The sequence below is a fragment of the Psychromicrobium ferritrahens genome (assembly GCF_043789415.1).
Taxonomy (GTDB): domain Bacteria; phylum Actinomycetota; class Actinomycetes; order Actinomycetales; family Micrococcaceae; genus Renibacterium.
Genome location: NZ_JBDLLW010000001.1, coordinates 535,182 through 555,874 on the forward strand (window position 1 = coordinate 535,182; position 20,693 = coordinate 555,874).

The 20,693-nt window shown below is 61.2% G+C and carries 20 protein-coding genes; 7 read left to right on the forward strand and 13 right to left on the reverse strand.

The features are described from left to right. The first annotated feature begins 53 nt into the window (after nucleotides 1-53). A complete protein-coding gene (locus tag ABDK06_RS02500; protein WP_394938575.1) occupies nucleotides 54-788 on the forward strand; it encodes an IclR family transcriptional regulator in 735 nt (244 codons plus the stop codon). Here ABDK06_RS02500 and ABDK06_RS02505 read toward each other — a convergent pair. From ABDK06_RS02505 to ABDK06_RS02520, 4 genes are all read right to left on the reverse strand, one after another. After that, entirely contained in the window at nucleotides 780-2,129 is a 1,350-nt protein-coding gene (locus ABDK06_RS02505; protein ID WP_394940779.1) for an MFS transporter, read from the reverse strand. The two genes, ABDK06_RS02500 and ABDK06_RS02505, sit on opposite strands and share 9 nt — an antisense overlap. 144 nt (nucleotides 2,130-2,273) lie before the next feature. Beyond that, nucleotides 2,274-5,360, reverse strand: coding sequence for an AAA family ATPase (locus tag ABDK06_RS02510; protein WP_394938577.1), 3,087 nt, complete (start codon nucleotides 5,358-5,360; stop codon nucleotides 2,274-2,276). Further along, on the reverse strand, nucleotides 5,357-6,511 hold the full coding sequence (locus tag ABDK06_RS02515) for an exonuclease SbcCD subunit D (RefSeq protein ID WP_394938579.1): 1,155 nt from the start codon (nucleotides 6,509-6,511) through the stop codon (nucleotides 5,357-5,359). The genes ABDK06_RS02510 and ABDK06_RS02515 overlap by 4 nt, the downstream gene beginning before the upstream one ends. Before the next feature lie 52 nt (nucleotides 6,512-6,563). Next, entirely contained in the window at nucleotides 6,564-7,541 is a 978-nt protein-coding gene (locus ABDK06_RS02520; RefSeq protein ID WP_394938581.1) for an MIP/aquaporin family protein, read from the reverse strand. Between the two features lie 94 nt (nucleotides 7,542-7,635). On the opposite strand from ABDK06_RS02520, the gene ABDK06_RS02525 reads away from it, so the two are divergent. Continuing rightward, nucleotides 7,636-8,688, forward strand: a complete 1,053-nt coding sequence (locus ABDK06_RS02525; protein WP_394938583.1) for an ADP-ribosylglycohydrolase family protein — start codon at nucleotides 7,636-7,638, stop codon at nucleotides 8,686-8,688. Nucleotides 8,689-8,772: 84 nt separating this feature from the next. On the opposite strand, the gene ABDK06_RS02530 is transcribed toward ABDK06_RS02525, so the two are convergent. After that, nucleotides 8,773-9,357 carry a DUF4395 domain-containing protein gene (locus ABDK06_RS02530; protein ID WP_394938585.1) on the reverse strand — a complete coding sequence of 195 codons (585 nt, stop codon included), beginning with the start codon at nucleotides 9,355-9,357 and terminating at the stop codon, nucleotides 8,773-8,775. A 239-nt stretch (nucleotides 9,358-9,596) separates the two neighbouring features. Here ABDK06_RS02530 and ABDK06_RS02535 point away from each other — a divergent pair, with 239 nt between their 5' ends. Further along, nucleotides 9,597-10,484, forward strand: a complete 888-nt coding sequence (locus tag ABDK06_RS02535; RefSeq protein ID WP_394938587.1) for an SDR family NAD(P)-dependent oxidoreductase — start codon at nucleotides 9,597-9,599, stop codon at nucleotides 10,482-10,484. On the opposite strand, the gene ABDK06_RS02540 is transcribed toward ABDK06_RS02535, so the two are convergent. Continuing rightward, nucleotides 10,481-11,446 carry an exonuclease domain-containing protein gene (locus tag ABDK06_RS02540; RefSeq protein WP_394938589.1) on the reverse strand — a complete coding sequence of 322 codons (966 nt, stop codon included), beginning with the start codon at nucleotides 11,444-11,446 and terminating at the stop codon, nucleotides 10,481-10,483. The genes ABDK06_RS02535 and ABDK06_RS02540 overlap by 4 nt on opposite strands. A gap of 63 nt (nucleotides 11,447-11,509) precedes the next feature. Here ABDK06_RS02540 and ABDK06_RS02545 point away from each other — a divergent pair, with 63 nt between their 5' ends. After that, nucleotides 11,510-12,097 carry an HAD family hydrolase gene (locus tag ABDK06_RS02545; protein ID WP_394938591.1) on the forward strand — a complete coding sequence of 196 codons (588 nt, stop codon included), beginning with the start codon at nucleotides 11,510-11,512 and terminating at the stop codon, nucleotides 12,095-12,097. A gap of 67 nt (nucleotides 12,098-12,164) precedes the next feature. Here ABDK06_RS02545 and ABDK06_RS02550 read toward each other — a convergent pair whose 3' ends face one another. The 3 genes from ABDK06_RS02550 to ABDK06_RS02560 are packed head-to-tail and all read right to left on the reverse strand — an operon-like array spanning nucleotide 12,165 to nucleotide 14,214. Next, on the reverse strand, nucleotides 12,165-12,854 hold the full coding sequence (locus tag ABDK06_RS02550) for a hypothetical protein (protein WP_394938594.1): 690 nt from the start codon (nucleotides 12,852-12,854) through the stop codon (nucleotides 12,165-12,167). Further along, entirely contained in the window at nucleotides 12,851-13,816 is a 966-nt protein-coding gene (locus ABDK06_RS02555; RefSeq protein WP_394938596.1) for an ABC transporter ATP-binding protein, read from the reverse strand. Before ABDK06_RS02555 ends, ABDK06_RS02550 begins: the two co-directional genes overlap by 4 nt. Beyond that, entirely contained in the window at nucleotides 13,813-14,214 is a 402-nt protein-coding gene (locus tag ABDK06_RS02560; RefSeq protein ID WP_394938598.1) for a GntR family transcriptional regulator, read from the reverse strand. The genes ABDK06_RS02555 and ABDK06_RS02560 overlap by 4 nt, the downstream gene beginning before the upstream one ends. A 134-nt stretch (nucleotides 14,215-14,348) precedes the next feature. Here ABDK06_RS02560 and ABDK06_RS02565 point away from each other — a divergent pair, with 134 nt between their 5' ends. After that, on the forward strand, nucleotides 14,349-14,777 hold the full coding sequence (locus ABDK06_RS02565) for an NUDIX hydrolase (RefSeq protein ID WP_394938600.1): 429 nt from the start codon (nucleotides 14,349-14,351) through the stop codon (nucleotides 14,775-14,777). Here the strand turns inward: ABDK06_RS02565 and ABDK06_RS02570 are convergent. Further along, nucleotides 14,707-15,459, reverse strand: a complete 753-nt coding sequence (locus ABDK06_RS02570) for a hypothetical protein (protein ID WP_394938602.1) — start codon at nucleotides 15,457-15,459, stop codon at nucleotides 14,707-14,709. The genes ABDK06_RS02565 and ABDK06_RS02570 overlap by 71 nt on opposite strands. A 143-nt stretch (nucleotides 15,460-15,602) precedes the next feature. Between ABDK06_RS02570 and ABDK06_RS02575 the strand changes: the two genes are divergently transcribed. Together ABDK06_RS02575 and ABDK06_RS02580 are read left to right on the forward strand one after the other, a co-directional pair. Beyond that, the gene (locus ABDK06_RS02575; protein ID WP_394938604.1) at nucleotides 15,603-17,483 is read left to right on the forward strand and encodes a Na+/H+ antiporter; all 1,881 of its coding nucleotides are present in this window, start codon (nucleotides 15,603-15,605) and stop codon (nucleotides 17,481-17,483) included. Between the two features lie 103 nt (nucleotides 17,484-17,586). Continuing rightward, on the forward strand, nucleotides 17,587-18,306 hold the full coding sequence (locus ABDK06_RS02580; RefSeq protein WP_394938606.1) for a VTT domain-containing protein: 720 nt from the start codon (nucleotides 17,587-17,589) through the stop codon (nucleotides 18,304-18,306). Between the two features lie 48 nt (nucleotides 18,307-18,354). Here ABDK06_RS02580 and rdgB read toward each other — a convergent pair whose 3' ends face one another. From rdgB to ABDK06_RS02595, 3 genes are all read right to left on the reverse strand, one after another. After that, nucleotides 18,355-18,987: an RdgB/HAM1 family non-canonical purine NTP pyrophosphatase gene (gene rdgB, locus ABDK06_RS02585; RefSeq protein WP_394938608.1), complete on the reverse strand. Its 633-nt coding sequence runs from the start codon at nucleotides 18,985-18,987 to the stop codon at nucleotides 18,355-18,357. A gap of 2 nt (nucleotides 18,988-18,989) precedes the next feature. Then, nucleotides 18,990-19,751, reverse strand: a complete 762-nt coding sequence (rph, locus tag ABDK06_RS02590; RefSeq protein ID WP_394938610.1) for a ribonuclease PH — start codon at nucleotides 19,749-19,751, stop codon at nucleotides 18,990-18,992. Between the two features lie 131 nt (nucleotides 19,752-19,882). Further along, nucleotides 19,883-20,680 carry an MBL fold metallo-hydrolase gene (locus tag ABDK06_RS02595; RefSeq protein ID WP_394938613.1) on the reverse strand — a complete coding sequence of 266 codons (798 nt, stop codon included), beginning with the start codon at nucleotides 20,678-20,680 and terminating at the stop codon, nucleotides 19,883-19,885. Nucleotides 20,681-20,693 lie beyond the last annotated feature (13 nt).

Sequence of the window (20,693 nt, forward strand, 5' to 3'; positions counted from 1 at the left end):
CTAATAATGAATTCTATCCGAGTGTGAGTCAAGCCACAACAGAGCGGGTATCAATGAAGAGCGCTAAAGCCACGAAGACGAATCAGGGCGCCGAGCAAACCAGCCCCTCGCAGACCCTCTCCAGGGGCATCCGCGTACTGGAGATCCTCGCTCAGGCGCCCGGAGCTCTCAGCATCGCTGAGATCTCCGTCGAACTGGGCGTACACCGCTCGATTGCCTACCGCATTCTGCGGACCCTGGAAGACCACGCTCTAGTCCATCGCGACCCAGCGGGCAAGGTCTCCCCCGGTGCCGGGCTGGCCATTCTGGCGCGCTCGGTCTCCAGGGACCTGCAGAGCGTTGCGATGCCCGAGTTGAAAAAACTCGCTGATGAACTCGGCATGACGGCTTTCATCGGTATCTGGGACCGCCAGGATTGCGTCACCCTGGTCACCGTGGAACCCCAGCACACCGGAGCGACGGTGGCGCAGCGCCCGGGAACCCGGCACCCGCTTTCGCTGGGCGCTCCAGGTATCGCGATTCAATCAGCGATGGACGCCGAACGCTGGCATCAGTTAGCGCCGGAGCAGCCCTATCGGCCAGAGGCAGAAAAGGCGAAGCTCACCGGCTATGCCTTGAGTCACGATGAAGTCATTCCCGGGCTAAGTTCCATGGCGGCACCGATCAGCCTGCCAGGAGCTCACCCTGCGGCTCTTGCCGTGGTTTATATCCGCAGCGAATTGACCGAAGAGTTCATCGGGAACAGTTTGGCGAAAGCCGCTGCACAAATTTCTTCGCTGCTAGCCTAAGCGCTCAGCAACCGCTGAAGTAGCTGTCGAAGACGCCGGGCTCTTGGCGCGCAGCCAGAGCGCGGTAACCAAGCCCAGCACAAAAAGTAGAGCGGCCGCCACGACCGGCACCAGGAAGGCTTGATGATAGCCCTGGCTTTCGGCTAGCGAGCCAGCGACTGAGGAACCGAGCGCGGTTCCGGCCACGATTCCACTGGCGAGCGCCGTCATCACGGTGCCCAGCCAGCGACGCGGCGCAACGGTTCCACCGATGCTGAAAATAGTGACCATTGTGGGACCCACCGGCAGCCCCAGTAAGAACAGCGCCAGAATCATCAGCGGCAGGCTCTCCGGCACTAGGAGCAGACAAACCAAAATAAACATTGCGGCGGCGAGCACCACCCAGCGCCAGCGCTGCGGGAACTTTGCGGGCCAATAAGCAACAGAAAGCGCCGCAGCAGCAGAGCTCAGTCCCATCACGGCGTAGAGCAGGCCTGCTAACTCTGAGCCTCCCGCGCTGGCTGCCACCGAACCGGTGAAAGCGCTCAGTGCGGTGAGCGTGGAGCCAAAGAAAGTGCCCATGCAGACCATGCCGAGCACAGGCACCGCAATCTTTAGCCAGATCCAGCGATCCTTCGGCTCTGCTGTGCTCGGAGCGGTCTTTCCGCCGCGTTGCGCGTTTACCGCATGTACCGTGCGGTGCAGTGCGAAGGCGGTAACTAACGTTAGCGTCAAAGCAGCCGCGATCACCAAAGGCAGCCACGGCGTAATCAGCGAAGCGACGATACCGACCAGAGCCGGGCCCATCACAAAGGTCAACTCATCTGCGGTGCTTTCATAAGAGAGCGCGGTATCCAGCGCACCCTCCCGTCGAGGCTCAGGGACTTTGCGCACCAGAGCCATCCAGCGGACCCGAGCTAGCGGCCCCACCTGGGGTGAGCTGGCACCGGCCAACCAAGCCGCTAGTAAAAGTAGAACGACATTCTGGCCGGTGAAGCCTTCAGCACTGCCCGCTATCACATAACTCAGGGCAATGACCCCGGCGAGCAACACAGCATTGGCGATGGCGGCCGTGATCAGGACCGGTTTTTGGCCGATTCGGTCGGCGGCGAAACCCAACAGCGGGGCGCCCATTGCCGAACCGATGCCGACAGCTCCCGCAGCAAACCCGCCGATGGCATAGGAGTGACTCACCGCAGTGACCAAGGTGAGGACGCCGACATTGAGCATCGCCAAAGGCAAACGGGCGAATAGCCCTAAGGGCACGAATCCCCTGCCGGAAAGCGCCAGGATACGAGAGAAGCGCCCCCCGGAAGGGGAAGACGCAGAAGGGGAAGATTCGGGTGCGGAGGACGCCGCCACAACGGAGTGGGCTTCAGAAGTGCTGGAGGCTTGAGGGGAGCTCCCCTGAGTAGCCCTCGAAGAGTGGGTCACAATAATTGCTTTCGGGTACGTATCAAAGCGTGCATCGTCCCTCCGCCCGATGCACCCGACCCGTTTACCCCTCTATTCTAACTGATTGAGCAAACGAGTCTTCAAAGTAGAACCGTGCTGCCCTTTGGTAACCTCGAGCTGCATCGGAATCCTCAGCTTCATCTCAGCGACATGACTGACCAGCCCTACCGTGCGGCCGCTATCCCGCAGATTTTCCAACGATGTCATCACTTGATCGAGAGACTCCTCATCCAAGCTGCCGAATCCTTCATCGACGAAAAGCGTCTCGATCTGCATGCCACCGGATTCTTGCTGTACGACGTCGGCCAGGCCGAGGGCGAGCGCTAGGGAGGCCATGAAGGACTCCCCGCCGGAAAGCGTCGAGGTGTCCCGGCGTTTTCCGGTCCAGCCATCGATCACTTCTAAGCCAAGACCGGATTTTCTGGAACGGCCAGCCAGAGCATCGGTGTATTCGAGCGAGTATCTCCTGCCGCTCATGGTGAGCAATCGTTCGGTTGCTGCGGCCGCCACCTGCTCCAACCGAGCTGCCAGCACATAGGCGCTGAGCGGCATTTTGTAGTTGTTATTGCCCAAACCACGGGCAGTATCGGCTAATTCGGTGAGCATTTGGCTATTTTCGCGTTGCGGAAGCAGTTTTTCTTCTAGAGCAGCGAAGCGCTGAGCCGACGTTTGTACCGTGTCGCTGAGCTGCGCGGCTAGCGCCCGCTGAATCGCGGCGTCCTTCGCTTTGCCGTCCGCTCTTTGGCTGAAGGCCAAGAGCTCGGCGAGTTGTTCCGGAGTAGCTGGCGCCGCTCCCGCCGCTCTTTCTCGCAGCGCCTCTTGGACAGGGTCCGCAGCTAAGGCCTGTTTCGCCCGAATATCGGCTTCCTGGTAGGAAGTCATGGCCGCTTCCAGTTCCTGCAGTTCAGCCTCTGAGCGCAGCGCCAACTCAAGATCAGCGGCGCTGCTAAAGCTGCTGCTGCTCAGCTTTCCTTCGAGCAGTTCGGTGGCCTTCTCCAATTCAGCTTCGGCGTGTCCTAAAGCCCGGTGGCTGGCGATGGCTTCGTGGAGCAGTCTTTCGGTGGTTTCGCATTCCTGGAGTTTGCGCTCCATCGAATCACCGGGTTCCAGATGCTCGTTGAGCTTTGTTTCTCGTTGCGTGATCGATGCCTCGAGCGAACTGAGCTGAACTCCCAGTTCGAGCTCTCGATGATGCACGTGCTGGGCAGTTTCCTCCAGGCGGGTGATTCCGGTCCGCAACTCACCGAGCTGTTCGACGAACCGTTCCAGCTCTCCTTGAGCCGTTTTAGCTCGCTGATGCAGTTGCGCCTGGAGTTTATGCTGTGCTTGGACCGTTTCGAGATCCTCGTTTCCGCCGCGTGCGGCTAGAGCGGCTAGTTCGGTGTGAGCCTGAGCGTGCCGATCGGTGGCCAGCGCTGCCAAACGCTCTTGTGTTTCGTGCTTCTTGCGCGCCGCATCCTCCCGAACGGCTAGTTGGGCGTCTCCGTGCTGCCCAGGAGCTGGGCTGGGATGCTCCAGTGAACCGCAGACCGGGCAGGGCTGATCGGGCTGCAATCCGGCGGCGAGTTCCGCTGCGGAGCGTTCCAACCGCTCCGCTAAAAGAGCGAGCCAGTGCTCTTTTGCTTCGAGCTGCTGAGTTTTTGCTGCCTGCAACTCCTCGCTGAGTCCGGAGAGTTTCTGGGCTAATTTCTGATGCTCTCGGACAGCTTCCAGGGTGGCTGCTGAGTCAGCCAGATTTTGCGCAGTGAGTTCGAACTTGCTAGCGGCCTGTTCGGTGGTCTCTCGGGCCTCAGACAGGGCGTCCTGCTGCTGGCGGAGAGTGCTGAGTTGCTCATCGAGGTCCGCTGCCCGGCGCTGACATTCGCTGAGTTCCGCCACTCCCGCAGCGTGCTTGGCCAGATCTTGGTCCAAGAGCCGCTGCTCAGGCAGCAGCGCCTTGATCAAGGTCGCTTGAGCAGCTGCCGCACGACTGGCAGCCTCCCAGCCCGCGGCGTCACTGGTCGCCTGAGCTGCCGGGAGCGCCTGTTGGGCGCGTTTGGCCACGATCTGAGCTTTCTGCACCTCTGATTCGGCCTGCTGCAATCGGGTGGATTCACTGGCAAATCCCTGAGCTGCTCGGTGCTGCTCCACCAGCTGCTGCCGATTTCGCTGTTCGGGAAGGCCCTCAGCCACTTCCTCGACCGCAGCTTCGGCAAGGATCAGTGCTTGATGCCTTTGGCTGAGTGCCCTGGCCGCTTCCAACTGCTCCTTCGCTCTGCTTGCCTCTGATTCCGCAGCCCCCAGTTGCGCTTCTAAGTATTGTTGAGCGCGCCGCATCCACTCTTGAAGATCGGCGAAATCGGGTTGCTCTAGGCCGCTCTGCGAAGCAGGCTCCGAGAGTGCCTGCTCAACCCCCGGCCGCTCTTCGGCGGACCGCACAGCGAACCCTAGCCAATCGAGTTCGGCCGCCTCGGGAAGCCGCGGGAGGAAATGATTCACTTGTTCTCGAGCGTCCTCGAGTAGCTTGCCGAGCACCGCTTCTTGTTGGTTCAGCTCGGTGCGCACCGCCACAGCATGGCGATTCAGTTGTTCCTCTACAGCCTCGAAATAGTCGGTGCCGAAAAGCTTCTGCAATAGTTCTTTGCGGTCCTTGACCTGAGCCCGTAAAAAGGCCGCGAACTCGCCTTGGGCCAGCATCACGACCTTAGTGAACTGTTCACGGTTCATGCCGAGAAGAGCCGCGATCTCAGCCCCGACTTCCTGGCTTCGCGAGGAGCCAACCTGCCAGCGGCCATTGACTTTCTCCCGCAGCAAGGTCCGGGCCTGTTCCGTCACGGTGGAGTTGCCACGCTTTGCCGGTCGTTGCCATGCCGGGCTGCGTTCGACGTCGAACAGCCGGCGGGAAACACTGAATTCCAAAACCACCAAGGGCTCGAGTTCCGCCAGAGCATGGTCGCTGCGCAGATGATTCCCGTCTTGCCGTGCCCCGGGAACCGCGCCGTAGAGAGCGAAGCAAATAGCATCCAGAACGCTGGTCTTCCCGGCACCGGTAGCACCGTTGAGCAGGAAAAGGCCCTGCTCCCCCAGACGATCAAAATCAATGACCTGGCGTTCCACGAAGGGGCCAAATGCCTGAATCTCGAGGCGATGAATTCTCATTCAGCGACCTCGGAAGCACGCACCGAGTCCAGGGCCGAGTTGAGCGCGGCTTCTTCCTGTGCGCTGGCGCTCTTCGCCCGGACGTGGCTGAGGAACCCGGTACAGATCTCCAGATCGCTTTGAGCGGCGGCAATCCGCTGGGCGTAGCTGAGTTGTTGGGTAGTGGAAAGAACCTCTGGGACGTATTCCAGAACCAGTGTGTGCGGAAAACGCTCTCGTAGCTGCTCCATGGCACGGCTCGGACGCTGCGTATCGGTCAAGGTGACTTGGCAATAAGAACTTTCGGCGTCTTTCAACGCCGGGTCGGAAAGCAACTCGGTCAGCTTGCCTCGCAGTACCGCGAGCTGACGTTCCGGGGGCCAATCCACAGCTTTCACCGCGCTCAACCCGCTCGCCTCGAGCTCGACAATCCAACCGCCCTTGGAGTGCCCGGTCTCGGAAAAGGAGTAAGCCAGCGGTGAGCCGCTATATCGAACCGCTGTGCTCAACTCTTGACGGCGATGCAGATGACCGAGAGCTACGTAGTCGAAGCCCTCAAAGAGATCGAGTGGCACCGCGCCGATGCCACCCGCGCGCATTCCACTGAGGACCCGTTCGTCGTCGTCACCGGAGCTCACCCCTCCCGAGGCGAAGGTATGTGACATCACCACCGAGGGCATCCCGGGCCGGAGTGCTAGGTCTTCCCGGATTCGCTGCAGTGCGGCGGCTAGGACAGTACGGTGATCGGGGTCTTCAACTCCCAGCTCTTCGGCCACCAGTCGTGGTTCTAAATACGGCACGGCGTAAATCGCCACTCCGTCGATGATGATTGGCAGGTCCAGATCCTGCACACTGGCAGCAATATGAACTCCGCCGTGGCTGAGCACCTTGGCAGCAAAGCCCAAGCGGCTGGCAGAATCGTGATTTCCGCTGCTGAGCACCACCGTGACACCGGCTTCTCTCAGGCGACTGAGGGTATCGCTGAACAGCCGGACGACGTCGACCGAAGGAAGCGCCCGGTCGTACACATCTCCCGAGATGAGCAGGACCTCGATGCGCTGTTCATGCACCGTCTGCAGCAACTGATCGATAAAACGCCGCTGCGCGGCGAGTAGCCCGACCCCGTGAAAAGACCGGCCCAGGTGCCAATCCGATGTGTGCAGCAATCTCATGGGACAAGCCTAGGGGCTGGTACCGACATCGGTACCAGCCCCTAGGAACTCCTTAGTTCTCTTTGTTCTTGGCTTCCGGCTCGGCTTTGGAGTCACCGGCGCCGTCGAAGAATTCGCGAGCCTCCTCGCTGGCCTTGGCCTCGGAGACCACAGGGGCAGCCTCGGCGACTACCGACTCGTCCGCCTCGGTCTTCTCCTCGTCCTCGGTCTCCAGCGGCGCGGCATCAGCAACGGCCGCAGCGGCGTCACCGTCGGTGACGATGAAGCCTCGGTAGACCAGGCCGGCGAGCGCGGCACCCACCAGAGGCGCAACCCAGAACACCCAGAGCTGGCCGAAGGCCCAGCTATCGGTGAAGAACACCACGGCGGTGGAGCGCGCTGGATTCAAGCTGCCGTTGGTGAGCGGGCCGAGCACCGTGAGCAACACCGCAAGGCTCAGACCGATCGCGAACGGGCCAGTGGATTTGCTGCTCTTCAAGCGGCCGACGGCCAAGATCACCGAGACGAAGACCGCGGTGGCGATGATCTCGATCAGCACAGCGCTGATCATCGGCAACTTGACCTGGGAGTGCTCCTCGAAGCCATTCGCGAGCTGACCGAAAACCGTACCCAGTCCGCCGCCCTCAGTGGCAGTCTGGAATGCGGGCAGGCGCACCAAGGTGACATAGAGCACGAGCGCGGCCAAGAAGCCACCGATCAGCTGAGCCACCACGTAGAACAACGCGTGTAGCCATTTGATGCCACCCGCGATCGCCGCACCAAGAGTCACAGCAGGGTTGAAATGCCCGCCGGAAACCTGCCCGAAGGCAATCGCCGCCACCACGAGCGCCAGGCCGAAAGCGAGCGCCGAAGGAATCTGGGCTGCGCCTTGCATGCCGCCCCAGAGCGCGGCACCGAGGCCGCCGAAGACCAGGATGAAGGTACCGAGTACCTCAGCTCCGAGCCGGGCCCATATCGAAGGCTTCTTAGTTTCAACAATTTCGACGTCGGCAACTGCTTCGCTGCTGACTGTGCTCTCCTGGGACATCATGTTCCTTTAGCTTGGGGGTTTATCCGCACTTTACTGTACCGGGTGAAGCGGGCTGACGTCTGTGAAGGCTCTGCGGATCAGCAAGTAGATTAGGATGATGAACTTTTCTTCCAGGGTCCGTGGCTGCTTGATGGGCGGTGCTCTCGGTGATTCCTTCGGGTATCTGATTGAACTGGCGGATCTGGAAACCATTGAGCAACGTTACGGCGCTGAAGGCCTGCTCGAGCTCTCTCAGGGCACGGCGGAGATACATTTTTCCGACGACACCCAATTGACGCTTTTCACCGTGGATGGGCTGGTCGAAGCCATTGAATGGGCGAATCAAGGGGTCTCGGCAGACCCACTGGCTTGCCTCTGGCTCGCTTATCTGCGCTGGCTGCGCAGCCAGGGTGAGACGATTCCGGAGAACGCCCCTCAGCCACCGGGCCGCTGGATCGATCAGCAAGCCGTGCTGCAGCATCGTCGGGGGCCGGGTAAGGCCTGTCTGAACTCGCTGCTGAGTGGAGAGATGGGCACCGTCAAGAAGCCGATCGATCCGCGGGCCCGAGGCTGCGGATCGGTGATGAGATCAGCTCCTTTCGGTTTGGTCCGTTATCTGCAAGCGGCGGATGCGGCCCGGATGAGCAGGGAGGGTGCCGCGCTGACTCACGGTCATCCGGCGGCATTACAGTCTTCCGCGGCACTGAGCTGGCTGATCCACCAGCTTGCTGTCCAAGAGCTTCCGTTGGCTGAGGCTCTTGATTCGACCCACCACTATCTTCGCGAGTTGCCGGCCGAGCCGGACCTGCTCGGCCGCTTCGAGGCTGCGGTGCGATGGGGCAGCACCCCTGGCTCAGCGGTTCTGCGGGGTGAAGCGCTGACCGAAGCGCTGGGCGAAGGCTGGCTCGCCGATGAAGCACTGGCGATCGCGATCTACGCCGCTCTGGCTACCCAGCGCGATGCCGGCAATCCAGTCGAGCATTTCCAGACAGCGGTCCGGCTGGCCGCCAATCACCGGGGAGATTCGGATTCAACTGCTTCCCTGACCGGAAGCATCGTAGGCGCATTCTATGGCGAGGAGTGCTTGCCGGACTCCTGGTTGAAACTCGCGGAAGCGCCCGACGTCATTTATACGATGGCAGATAACTTGGTGCGAGTCAGCGCATAACAGTCCTCGCTTAGCGATCGGGTCCCTGATGGCTGGGGTTCAGTGTCTGGGTCTCTAGCCACTGAGGCTGTACTGACTGAGACCTTAGTGACTGGGATGGAGCGCCGAGCGCAAGCCGATCTGATGGCAGGCCTCGCAGACCGAGTTCGGGATCAGCCCGATGCGCTGCAAGACCTCGAAGATCGCGCAGCCCAAGCAGAAGCCGAGGAAGGACTCCAGCGACGCCGCCACGATGAGCAGCACTAAGAGCACCCAGGCAGCCAAGGGGATACCCGCGAAGTAACAGACCGCCGCGGCGATCGAAATCACCGCGCCGATGCCCTGGGCGAATCTCTTCGGCGGACCGGGAACCAGTTTCGGCGCTCCGATCCGGGGCGCCAGCACTTTGACAGAGAGCAGCGCGAAAGGGGAGATGCGAGGCCCGAAGAGCACCCGCAGCACAAAACCGATGGCCAGGATCACCAGACCCCAGGCCCAGCCCGTCAGCAGGGTGACCAGGGCGAGCACCACCACCAGGCCCGCGGTAAACCTGGCGGCGTATTCATTGACCGGATTGGGGAAGGCGAAAATGCGTTTCCAGCGACCCGCACGAAGAACCACCCGTTGCTCAGCCGGCAGTGCCTCCGCTGGGAAGCCAGGTGAACCTGATGAATCTGGTAGCTGTACCATTTATTTAGCCTAGATTTGGGCTTCAGGCTAACCAAGCATTGTGTCGAACTAAGTCCCTTTTGGCCTATGGAACCGGTTGTCCTGTGAAACCGGTTGGCCTATGGAACCGGTTGTCCTGTGAAACGGGTTGTCCTGTGAAACCGGGCGAATCAAGGTTTTCAGGCCAAGGGTCCCCAGGTCTCAGACGCTCAGGGCCCCAGACACCGAAGGCCAGCGAAGGCTGAGGGTAGTCTGGCAGCATGACTATCCGGCAGAACTTCCTGGTCACCGGCGGCAGCAGCGGCATTGGCTACTTCATCGTCGAGCAGCTTGTCGCTGCCGGGCATCGGGTCACCATTGCGGCACGCAACGCTGACCGTGCCGCGGCCGCGATCTCGGCGATCCAGCGGCGGACGCCGGAGGCAGCGCTCACCTTCCAGCAGCTCGATCTTGGCTCACTGGCCTCGGTGCAGGAAGCGGCCGGAGAACTTCTCGATCACGAAGCTTTCGACGCCGTGATCGCCAACGCCGGAGTGGTGCACCAGCAGGGGCTCAATCGCACGTCAGACGGCTTTGAGCTGTTCTTCGGCACTAACCACCTGGGTCATTTTGCCCTATTAGCCAGACTCTTCCCCGCCCTTCGCAAGCATCCGGGTAGCCGGATCGTGCACCTCGGCAGCATCTCACATCTGTGGGCTCGACCGGTGCTCGGCGAGCCGGGTCAGTATGGCTGGTTCACCAATTATCAGAACTCCAAGCTCGCCGTGATGCAGTTCGGTTTTGAACTGGACCGGCGATTGCGCGAGCACCGGATCGATGTGCAATCAGTGGTGGCGCATCCCGGCAGCGCACCGGAGCAATTCACTCCGCAACGCCCTGGGCTGCCGGCTAGCACGCGGTTACCGGCGGCCCTGCGAGCACTGGGAAGCGCCATCTCGCAGGGAAAGGACGCCGGAGCCTGGCCGATCGTGCACGCGGCGACGGCGGTCGGCGTACCGGGAGGCTCCTACTGGGGGCCCTCCGGGATCTTTCATCTGGCGGGGGAACCTGTTTCGCAGCGGGCGGCGGCTCGCGCTTATCAGCGAGCCGCGGCGCGTCGGCTGTGGGATCTCTCGGTGGAGCTCAGCGGCGTCGACTTCGAGTTCTAACCGATCATCTGCATGAATTCGCCCTCGGAGAGCACTTCGATCTTCTGGCCCCGCTCATGCAGTTCGAGTACCCGGCGGGCCTTTGCGGTGATCCGACCGGCCGTCGTCTTACCGAGCTTGAGATCAGCGGCGATGAACCCGTCCCCCACCACCAGCACGGTGGTCTTGGCGGTCACGCTGCTGGCTGGCCTAGCGCCCATCAGGGCGGCTCGCTGTTTAGCGGTGCCGCGAGAGATCTGGAGGTTCCCGGTGAAAACCACTGTCTGCCCGAAGAGCGGATGGTTACTGTCCGCAGCGGGATTCGGTTCCGGATTGGGGCCCTCTTCCGGCCAGCCAAACCAATTCGAGGCCGAAGCTGCGGCCTGCGCAACCGGCTGATCCGGGTCCGGTACAAAGGCGGGCATCACCGGAAGCGCTAGATTCAGCCTTTGATAGAGATCTTCGAGGGAGTCCGCATTCTGCCGAGCGGCAATGTCGATCAAGATTCCGGCGCAGGCCCGGGCATCCTCAATGGCGTCATGATGATGGATCAGCGGCACGCCCGCTGCCTCGGCGACGAAAGGCAAGGAATAAGAAGGCAGCGAGTAACTGCGCCGCGCCAGGATCACCGTGCAGGCGTAGGAGAACCCCGGTCCTGAGCGTGCACTGGCTTGCAGTGCGGCCTTGATCACTCCGGTGTCGAAGGCAGCGTTATGCGCCACCAGGATGTCATCGCCCAGAAAGCCGGTGATTTCATCGAAGACCTCAGCAAAGCGCGGTTGAGTGGCTACTTGCTGCGGAGTGACACCGTGAATCTGGATATTTCTCTGATCGAAATGATCGTGTCCCACGGGCGGCCGCATCAGCCAGAAGGCTTCCTCGACGATCCGGCCATCCCGCACCCGGCTGAGCCCCACCGCGCAGGGTGAACCCCTAAATCCGTTGGCCGTCTCGAAATCGATCGCCGTGAAATCCAAACTCACCCCTCAAGGTTAGCGCCGTCCGGGGATCATCGGCGGCACGGCATGCCGGATAGGCTAAGAAGCATGAGCTGGTACTTATTCGACTACGGCATGGTCATTTCGGAAGCGCCGACGGCGACAGATTGGGCGGCTCTGGAGGAAGCCATCGGGCTCCCGGCGGAGCCTGAGGACAGCACCTATTGGCGGCATCGGGAAAGCTACGACGCCGGAGAGTTGAATGCCGAGCAGTACTGGACATCGGTGCTGGGTCGGCCGGTCTCCGAGGGCCAGCTAGCTCAATTGCACGCCCTGGATGTACGCGCTTGGTCTCATCTGAACACCGAGACCCTCGATGTGCTGGAGGCCATCGATTCGACCGGCGCCGGGCTCGCGCTGCTATCGAATATGCCACTAGAACTAGCCGAGGAACTAGGGGCTTCCGGCGTCTGGCCACGATTCTTCAGCCAACTCTTCTTCAGCGGTCGGCTCGGACTGATCAAACCAGATCGGCAGATCTTTCAGTACGTGCTAAACGAACTCGGAGTGTCAGCTGAACAGGTGACCTTCATCGATGACCGGCAAGAGAACCTCGACGCGGCTGCCGCCCTGGGGTTCCACACCGTACTGCATACCCAGGGCACCGATCTGGCCGCCGAGCTCAAGCTGGCTTAAGGCGCTGAGCGCCAGCGCCCGGCAGTTACCGGGCACCAGCGCTCAAGGCGTTCCTCAATCCAGGATGCTAGGGCGTCGCCCTGCGCAGGGTCAGATAGGAACCGCCTGCGAGCAAGGCGCAGAGCGCGAAAAGCCAGCCGGCCATGCTCAGATTCGTCTGCTCTCCGAACCAGCCGAAGAAGTTCAGCCACCAGCCCTGCCAGCTGAGCAGCGCAGCTAAGCCGACCAGCAGCACGCCCAAACCGATGGTGACCACGAGCACTCCGTTGACCTGCCAGCGCTTGTAGAGGGTCGCCGCCCAGAAGCCGAACAGATAGAGGAACAGCATGAGAGAGAAGAAGAACAGGATCGTGGCGTACCAAGCACCGTCGGAGACCCAGGGCAGATAGAACATATGCCCCTTCATCCCCCAGCCATCAGTAGCATTCTCAATCAGGCCCATCACCCAGTAGATCAACGCCATCACCAGTGCCACACTGCCGAAGAGCAACATGGAGCCGAGATAGAAGGCCCGGCGGCTGATGCTCAGGCCCTGAGAGAAGGGAAAGGTCAGGGTGAGCGCTTGCAGGCCGAGGGCGAAAAAGTACCAGATCACCGCTTGGCCTGCCCCGGAGAACTTGAAGTCGACGCTATTGGGGATCAGCGCGAAAATCGCCAGGCTGAGCACGAAGCAGCCGGTGAGGATCATCGCCGGGACTCCTAGAAAGGTCCATTTGTTCGTCAATTGCATTTTGACGACGTTGATTACCTTGTTCATCGACGTGCCTCCTTGGCGAATTCGCTCTCCACTGTCTTTTCGGTGAAATCCTCGGCCGCTGAATTGATGGTCTTTCGCACCACGAGCTGCTGGAGCGAGACGGGAGCCAGTTCCAGCCCCAGTTGGTGTGCCTCGGCGCGTTCTTCCGGGCTCAGCTGGCCGTCAATGGTGACCGAGGCCAGCGAGGCGAAGTTCTCTCGGTGCAGTATCTCGCGCCCGGCGAGGAAGCCCTCGATCTTTACCGCGGGGCCAACCACCGTGACGGCCCCGCCGCGGATGTTCTCTGCATCGTCGTCGATGATGATCCTCCCCTTGTCGATCACGATCACATGCTCCAAGAGGTTGGACACCTCGTCGATCAGATGGGAGGAGAGCACGATGGTGCGCGGGAATTCGGAGTAGTCCTCGACCAACCGGTCGTAGAAGAGCTGGCGGGCCACCGCATCCAGCCCCAGATAAGGCTCATCGAAGAAGGTCAGCTCGGCTCGTGAAGCCAGACCGATAATCACGCCGACCGCCGAGAGCTGGCCCCGGGAGAGCTTCTTGATCCGCCGGTTGAGTGGGAGCTGGAAATCTTCCACCAGGCGATCCGCCAGCTCCTGATCCCAGTTCTCGAAGAACAGCTTGGCCGAGGCGAAGGCGTGCTTGGGCCGGAAATCATCGGGGTATTTCTGCGATTCCCTGATGAAGCAGATCCTGCTGAGGATCTTGTCGTTCTCATAGGGGTCTCCGCCGAAGACTTCGATGTCCCCGCTGGAACGGAAGCCTTGCGCCGTCAGAATCGACATTATGGTCGTCTTACCGGCCCCGTTGCGTCCCAAGAGACCGTAGATCTTCTTCGGCTCGAGTTCGAAGCTGACCGAGTCCAAGGCAGTGAAGTCCCGATATTTTTTGGTGAGGTTCCGGACCCTGACCACCGGGCTGGATTGCTGTGCTGTGCCAGCGTTGGCTGTTCTGGTCATGATTTCGCTGCTCTTTCTGCCGCATCCAGCGGCTTTTCCGGCAGACCCCCGTCACGGGTGATCATCTCGGCCAATTGCGTAGTATCGATGCCTAATTTGCGGGCTTCCACCCGCAGTGGCTGGACGAATTGCTGGTAAAACTCTTCGCGTCTGCGTGCTATCAAGGTGTCCCTCGCTCCGGTTGCGACGAACATGCCTATTCCTCGTCGCTTGTACAAAATGCCGTCGTCGACCAGCAGGTTGACCCCCTTGGCCGCAGTGGCGGGATTGATTCGATGAAATGCTGCGAATTCATTGGTAGAAGGCACCTGAGTTTCCTCGGCGAAAGTGCCTTCCACGATCTCGTTCTCTATTAATTCCGCAATCTGCAGGAAGATCGGCTTGTCATTGTCGATCATGAATCCCTCTTTTCTGAACCGACCAGGTTGGTTACTCGGTTAGCCGGTTCATTACTTATGTAACTAACCTAAGCTCTGATTTTCCTCCTGTCAACCATTTGGCGTGGAATCAGCGAGCGGGAGAGGATTGAGCGGTGCACACAACGGTTCATGTCAGCGCGGTGGCGATCTTCAATGAGCACGGTGAGCTGCTCACCGTGCGGAAACGAGGCACCGCGAAATTCCAGCTTCCGGGTGGTAAACCCGAGGGGACCGAATCCTTCGAACAGGCAGCTCTTCGCGAAGTCCTCGAAGAAGTCGGCGTACAGCTAGATGCCGCAGATCTGCGGCATCTAGGGCATTGGGAAGGTCCGGCAGCAAATTCCGATGCCAGTTCAGTGAGCGCTCAGGTGTATTTGGCGGCGAGACATCACGAAGCAGTGGCCCAGGCGGAAATCGCCGAGTTGCGCTGGATCTCGGTGCACGCGGAGCCCAGCGAAGACCTGGCGCCGCTTACTTCTCTTTTCCTGCTGCCCCTTTTACGTAAGCTTGACCCTCCGCGATATCCGGGTTCCGTGCACTGATCCCGGCCTGCACCCGCTTTTCCAGAGCGGCCAGCGCCTCATCGGGCAGCACGATCAAACCGTCGAGTTCCTTGCGAGTCCGGGTATAAGCCAGCTGCCGTTCAGCTTGAGTCGAAGCCTCATCGACCGCCATCGGCAGCAACTTCCGAGCGGTTTTGAGCCGCTGCCGCTCGGGTTCGCTGAAGTGCTGATCCTTGATCCGTTTGGCTTCACGCTCGGCGATATCGAAGCTGACCTCATAGTTCCTCACCGCCTGGCGGTATTCGGCCAGCTGAGCATCGTTGCTCAGTTCCGCCGCATGATCGGGCCGCATCCCATCGGCAAGTCGTTTAGCACGCAAGAAATCAACGGTGAGCGGTTCCCGAACGTCGGACATCATCGGATAGTCAATGAGCTTCCCGACGTCGAGCTCGTAGTCCAGCCACCGGGCATTGACCGCGTCATGATCAGCGACGAGCCTCTCGGCTTCGCTGGGGCGCTGGCTCCCTTGATCAGGCAGCCCAGAAGGCTGCTGCTGAGCAGCCTGAGGAATCCCCGCAGCCTCAGCACGGCGATCGGCTCGCCTTCGGTACCGCCTATCCCAGCGAAAAGTAGAGCGAATAATCCCGGCAAAAACCGGCAGCAAGAAGATGAACCACCAGTGATCCCCTACCCACCCGAGCACCTGTCCGACATCATTCACAGCACATCACTTCTTCATCCTGTCATGATGCGGCACCGCCCTCAATGACTTTTGTCATCCTTTGGAGCCGCTAGAAAGCGGATTCTCAGTTCCTCATCGCTCAACTGCCAGCGAGTCATTACAGGAACTGACAGAATAATGAGATGGAATTCATTGGGGTCTTACTGGCGATCGTGATCGTCGTCTGCGCGGTGAGCGCGTTGGGAAAGAGAATCAATGTCTCAGCGCCGCTGCTGCTCGTGGTGGTCGGCGCTCTCGCTTCGTACATCCCCGCGATGAACATCGAGTTGAACCCGGAGATCATTCTGGTGGCAGTGCTGCCACCCTTGCTCTTCGCTGCGGCCTTCCAAACCTCCCTGGTCGATTTCCGCAGCAATAAGCGCTCCATCGGCCTGCTCTCAGTGGGCTATGTGATCTTCACCGCTCTGGGAGTCGGACTGATCGCCTATTGGGTCTTCCCCGGGATCTCGCTGGCGGCGGCAATTGCTCTGGGGGCGGTGGTCGCTCCCCCGGACGCCGTGGCGGCCACCGCGATCGCCCACCGGGTTGGCCTGCCCCGCCAAGTGGTGAGCATCCTGGAGGGCGAATCTCTGGTCAATGACGCTACCGCCCTGGTGACGCTGAAAGCGGCTCTTGCCGCCACGGCCGGCGGGATCTCGGTCTGGGAGACCGGGGTGCAATTCCTCTGGGCTGCCGGTGGTGGCGTGCTGATCGGGGTGATAATGGCGATCATCCTGACCCAGATCCGCATCCGGGTGCGCAACGTGGCGATCAATACCTCGATGTCGCTGGCAGCGCCTTTCCTGGCCTATCTGCCCGCTGAAGAACTACATGTCCTCGAGATGCCCGCCTCCGGTGTGCTCGCCGTCGTGGTCTGCGGGCTGCTGATGGGCTTCAAGAGTCCGGCAATGCCGGGCGGGGCTTCCCGGATGAGCCAGCGCAGCAATTGGACCACCGTGCAGTTCCTGCTGGAGAACTCGGTGTTCCTGATCATCGGTTTACAGGCCAAGACCATCATCCAAGAGGTCCAGAAGGACGATCTCGGGCTGGATACCATCTGGTGGGGCTGCCTCGCCGTGCTGGTCGCGGTCCTCGTGCTACGGCCGATCTGGGTCTTCCCCGCCACCTATCTGCCACGCTGGCTGATCCCGGCGGTGCGCCGCAATGACCCTTCACCGGGCTGGCAATCTCCCGCGATCATCTCCTGGGCCGGAATGCGTGGCGTGGTCACCCTGGCAGCGGCACTCACCCTGCCCATCGAGTTGCCGCACCGGGCCGTGCTGATCCTCGCTGCGCTCGTCGTGGTGGGTGGCACCCTGGCGCTCCAAGGTTTCACTTTGCCGCCTTTGGTGCGCGCGCTCAAAGTCCGAGGACCGGATCGGCGTGAGGATCTGCTCTCCGAGGCCGCGGTGATGCAACGGGCCACCGCGGCCGGCGTCAGTCGTTTGCGGGAGATCTCCACCGATGATGACCCACCGGAGGTGCTAGCCATGCTCAAACGGCGTACCCAGGAACGAGGCCTCGCCGCCTGGGAACGCCTCGGCAGGCCCGGCACCGAGGCCATGACCCCTTCGCAGCGCTACGCTCAGTTGCGTCAGGAAATGCTCATTGCGGAACGCGACGAAGTGCTCAGCCTGCGGCGCAGCGGCGAATACCCGCACGAAGTGCTCGGCGAGGTCCTCGAAAGGCTCGACGTCGAAGAGTCCATGCTGGAAAGCGCCTTGGAGGACCCGGAATTCGATGATCCCACCGAGCCCACGGTCTCTGAAGGCGGTTGCGAGCACTTGCAGGCCGCGCAAGACCTCCCGGTACCTGAGGATCCGGTTTGCCAGGACTGCATCGATGAGAACACCACTCCGGTGCATCTGAGGATGTGTCTGAGCTGCGGCAAGGTGGCTTGCTGTGACTCCTCGGTGGGGCGGCATGCCGATAAACACTATCGGCTCAGCGGGCATCCGGTGATGCGCAGTGTTGAAACTGGTGAGAGCTGGCGCTGGTGCTATCCAGATGAACTGCTCGGCTAAGACTCCACAGTAGGCTCGGGAAGGGGTGCTCCGCGCCACTGGACAACAGGCTCGCCCACCGCTGTTCGACCCTGGCCAACACCTGGTGCCGTACCCTTGAGGGGTGACTTCTTTATTCTCCGGCGTGCTGCCAACTGACTTTCATCCGGCCTTTCAAGCGGGGCCGGTGCGAGCTGGCCTGCTGCCCGACTGGCTCAACCCGATCAATATCTTGGACAATCCGGCCCTGGGTTTTTGGGTCATCGTGATTGCCTGCGGCATCATCTTCGCCGAAACGGGCTTGTTGCTGGGGTTCTTCTTGCCGGGGGATTCACTGCTCTTCACCGCTGGCCTTTTGACCGCTGCGGGTAAGCTCCCGATCAATATCTGGTTCCTGATACTGCTTCTGGTGATCTGCGCCATCGTCGGCAACCAGGTGGGCTATATGATCGGGGCGAAGGCAGGGCCAGCAATCTTCAACCGGCCGGATTCCCGCTTCTTCAAGCAGGAGAACATCACCAAAGCCCACGAATTCTTTGAAAAGCACGGCGGCAAAGCGCTGATCCTGGCTCGCTTCGTGCCAATCATCCGCACCTTCGTTCCGGTGATCGTCGGCGTCGCCCAAATGGATCGCAAGCATTTCACCCTGTTCAACATCATCGGCGGAGTGCTCTGGGCCGGCGGCGTCACCCTGCTCGGCTTCATCCTGGGCGACCGGGTTCCGTGGGTCAATCAGAACCTGGATCTGATCTTCATCATCATCGTGCTGATCTCGGTGATTCCGATCCTGATTGAGCTGTTCCGCGGCTGGCGCGCCCGGAACAAGCAAGCCAAGCAGGGCTAATACGCTCTCAGCTTCCCCGAGCTTTGCTGTGGAGTTCTAACTCAGTGCTTAACTCAGTGCGGCAACCACGGCGGGAAGCAGTTTCCGGAACGCTTGACCGCGGTGTGAAATCCGATTCTTTTCCGCTGATTCCAATTCTGCGCAGGAGCGGTCCAGCCCCAGAGGCTGCAGAATCGGGTCGTAACCGAAGCCGTTGCTCCCTCGCGGCTCGGTCAGCAGGGTACCCCGCAGCTCGCCCAATTCAACCACTTCGACGGGTTCAACCAGTTCGACGCCGGGCGCGACCAGCGCCGCGGCGCAGATGAACCGGGCGGCCCGGTGTTCCGTTGCGATGTCGCCGAGCTGAGCCAGCAGAAGCGCCAGGTTCGCGGCGTCGTCCCCGTGCTTTCCCGACCAGCGGGCAGAGAAGATCCCTGGAGCACCGCCCAGCACATCGACGGCCAGCCCCGAGTCGTCCGCGATTGCGGGCAGACCGGTTGCCTCGCTCACCGCATGGGCTTTCAGCAGGGCGTTCTCAGCGAAGCTGACCCCGGTTTCGGCGACGTCGGGAGCTCCCGCCGAGGCCGCATCGATCACCTGGGTGTCGACGTCCACACCGGGGATCTGCCCGCGCAACAGCTCCCGCAGTTCACCCAGTTTTCCTTGATTGTGAGTGGCCAGTACCAGCCTTGGCTGCGTCATCCTCAGCCCAGGGTGTCGCGCTGGATCTGCGCCAACTGAGAAGTTCCCTGCAAGGCGAGATCGAGCAGTGCATTGAGCTCATCCCGGTCGAAGGGGGCGCCTTCTGCGGTGCCCTGGACCTCGACGAACTTGCCACTGCCGGTGACCACAACGTTCATATCCGTTTCGGCCCGAACGTCCTCAACATAGGCTAGGTCGAGCATCGGCACGCCGTCGATGATTCCCACCGAAACCGCGGCAACCGTGTCCAGCAGGGGCTGCGCGGAAGCGGAGATCAGTTTCTTCTCCCGGGCGAAACGGATCGACTCAGCGAGTGCCACATAGGCTCCGGTGATCGCTGCGGTGCGGGTGCCGCCATCGGCCTGCAAGACATCGCAATCCAGAACGATGGTGTTCTCCCCCAACGCCTTGGGGTCGATGATCGAACGCAAGGAACGCCCGATCAGCCGGGAGATCTCATGGGTGCGGCCCCCGATCTTGCCCTTGACCGACTCGCGATCCGAGCGGGTGTTGGTCGCCCTCGGCAGCATCGCGTATTCAGCGGTCACCCAGCCTCGGCCCTCGCCTCGCAACCAGCGCGGCACTCCCTCAGTGAGCGAGGCGGTGCACAGCACCCGGGTATTGCCGAATTCGATGAGCGCCGATCCCTCGGCTTGGCTTGACCAGCCTCGGGTGATCGAAATGTCTCGCAGCTGGTCGTCAGTCCTGCCGTCGGCTCGAAGCGCTAAGGGGGTTGAAGGTGAATCTGCTGAACTCAATGCCATACCCCTACCCTATCGAATCCAGCCGTCCCATCGAATGTGACCAGAGTGGCAGGAGTGAAAGTTTTGACTACTCATCTGCATCATCCGTAACACTCAGCGGGACGGCTGGTTGATGAAGGAGGGGTTGGGGGCTAGATGTTGTAGTGCACACCCGCGACGGCGACCGCAACGTCGCCGGGGTAAACCGCCTTGGCCTCGGCCACCACGACGTTCGGTTCGGTCCAGACCGGCAGATGGGTCAGCAGCAGACGCCGCACACCGGCCTCGACTGCCGCTTCGGCGGCTCGTTTTCCGGTCAGATGAACGCCTTTCACGGCGTCGTCACGGCCTTCTTGGAAGGCCGCCTCACAGAGGAAGAAATGCGCATCCCGCGCCGCGTCCACCAGGGCCGGGCAGGAATCGGTATCCCCCGAATAGCTCAGCACTACTGTCCGGTCCACTCCGCTGCCATCGAATTCCTTAGCCTCGACCCTGATCGCATAGGCCTCTTCCATCGGGTGGTTCACGGTGTAAGGGGTGATCGTGAATGGCCCCAGTTCAACCGGGGTCCGCTCCTTCCAGGTCCTGAAGTCGAATTCCTCGCTCATTCCAGGCTCTGGATCTAAGCCATAAGCGGTGGCGAGGCGTTCGGCGGTGGCGGATGGCCCCCAGACCGGGATCCGGCCGGTGTTCCAGCCCGCTGGATCCCAGCGGACCGCGACGTGCAGCCCGCACAGATCCATGCAGTGATCCGGGTGCAGATGGCTCAGGAAGATGCCGTCAATATCGTGTAAATCCAGGTATTTCTGGACCGAACCGAGAGCCCCGCTGCCGAGATCGAGCAGGATCCGCCAGTTCCGTTCCCCGTCATTGGCGGTGAGCAGATAGCAAGAAGCTGGTGACTGCGGCCCAGGAAAGGAACCGCTGCAGCCGACGATGGTCAGTTTCACGAAATCCCGCCGA